General features: G+C 50.6%; 1 protein-coding gene. It reads left to right on the forward strand.

Annotated features, from left to right (window positions below):
• Positions 1 to 632: 632 nt before the first annotated feature.
• Positions 633 to 1,889 carry a hypothetical protein gene (locus tag GTP27_RS23190; RefSeq protein WP_161041450.1) on the forward strand — a complete coding sequence of 419 codons (1,257 nt, stop codon included), beginning with the start codon at positions 633 to 635 and terminating at the stop codon, positions 1,887 to 1,889.
• Positions 1,890 to 1,973 lie beyond the last annotated feature (84 nt).

Here is a 1,973-nt window from a genome sequence, read left to right on the forward strand (position 1 = left end):
AAGATGCCGCAGCGAACTTGGAAGATGGCAGCAAACCAGTTTGCCATTCTGTTTGGGGAACGCTTCACCAACGCGATTAATTAACTACGAACCGCGACCCCGGCACACAAAATTCCTGACAGGTCCAGGTTGCTGCGGATGGGCGAATCTGGGGATTCCGTGCCTTATCTCCACATATACACATCAAAGATTATGAGCGAACCGCCCCAGTTGTGTGTGTGCCCGGGGAAGACAACAGTGGGAGTACGGGAGCACTTGGACAGCTATTTGAACGCTACCCGATGCTGCAAAAAGTAATTCATGAACTCTATCTACGGCGGGAGCCAAAGAACAAATTCCAAGACGTTAGAATGCGGATATGTGACCTCCATAACAAGTTCATACGGTGGCTTGAGGAAAACGGATTGCAATCCAATGAATGGCCACTTAGCACCAAAACCGAAGGGCTTGAAGCACTTCGGGCGTATTGCAATTCATTAAGCACTCGATATCCAGAACAATGGGTTAGAGCACGTGCGGGAGAACCGGCCGCCGCACGCCTTACGGTGGGCCGGGGTATAGAGCCCATTCTCCCGACCTTGCGGTCATTCAACGCAGTCCAACTGGACTTTCACAAAGTAGATTCTGCCTCAATGATCTCGATCACCAATCCATATGGCGGAGAGATCAAGGTTCCTTTGCCTAGGTGGTATATCGGCGTGATTGTTGAAGAGCGATATGAGCTGATCATTGGTGCAGTTCTTGCCTTAGAGATAAACCCTAGTGCGGACAGTGTTCTGGAGACCATTGAGTCCGCCATCATTCCTTTGGTCGCTGGAAGTAAGAGTTGCGCACTCGCAATTGGCCTGGGGAGAAAGGTATTTCCCAACCAAATGTTCGAGCAATTAGCTGGGCAGGGTTTTTCAATTTTGCGAATGGATAACGGTTGGTCAAACGTTGCCTTCGATGTGATCGACAATGTAGTTGATACGATTGGCTGCGCTATTCATCTTGGGCCTGTAAAAGCTTGGTGGGGCAGGGATACGATCGAAAGAGTATTCGGACAAACCACTCGCTCAGGGTTGCAACGTAGTCCTTGTACCTACGGATCTGGCCCGCTGGACTCACGCAAAAATAATCCAGAGCAAAATGCAGTCGCATTTGAGTTGAAATTATCCGATATAACATCGGCACTCGAACACCAGATTTTGCTTCATAATTCATCGCCAACTGGGGCTCTTATGATGTGCTCGCCGATGGACGCACTAGCGGCCGCCATCGACAACCACGGAAGCACTTTCATACCTTCGCCACTCCCTGTAACTACCCAAGAGTTACCATTACTGATGTATCACACCGACATTGTGACGGTACGCGGAAACCGAAACAAGGGTGAGCGCCCTTACGTGAAGTTAGGACCGTGGAGGTATACGAATGAACGAGTCAGCTCTGATTTTTCTCTGCTAGGGCTTCATCTTAAAATATACAGTTCACTTCGTGATGCTCGTGTAGCGTATGCCAGTTGCGTGGAAACTGGTGAAGTTTTTGGGAAGCTGTTGCCGCCGAATCGGTGGCAAGAAGTTGAAATCAGCTGGAGCGTTCGTGGCATCTTAAATCGTGAAGGTGCCAACCACCGGCGCAAAGCGCGCCGAGAAATGCATTCAGACGAATGGGCAGGCCCTGCTGCTGCAGTGATAGAAGCCTGTACTGAAGGCAATAAGGCGAATGTAAGAAAGAAAGCGCTAGCAGCCGCAAATGCAACGGCAAAGCAAACGCCACAAGAGAACGTTTGCGAGCACGAGCCCAATGGAATATCACCGGTCCAGAGCGAAAGTGAGCCGGCGCAACAAGGGGGGGCGACGCAGTCGGGACCTGTCAGGAATTTTGTGTGCCGGGGTCGCGGTTCGTAGTTAATTAATCGCGTTGGTGAAGCGTTCCCCAAACAGAATGGCAAACTGGTTTGCTGCCATCTTCCAAGTTCGCTGCGGCATCTT

The organism is Duganella qianjiadongensis (assembly GCF_009857915.1).
GTDB classification, from domain to species: Bacteria; Pseudomonadota; Gammaproteobacteria; order Burkholderiales; family Burkholderiaceae_D; genus Rugamonas; species Rugamonas qianjiadongensis.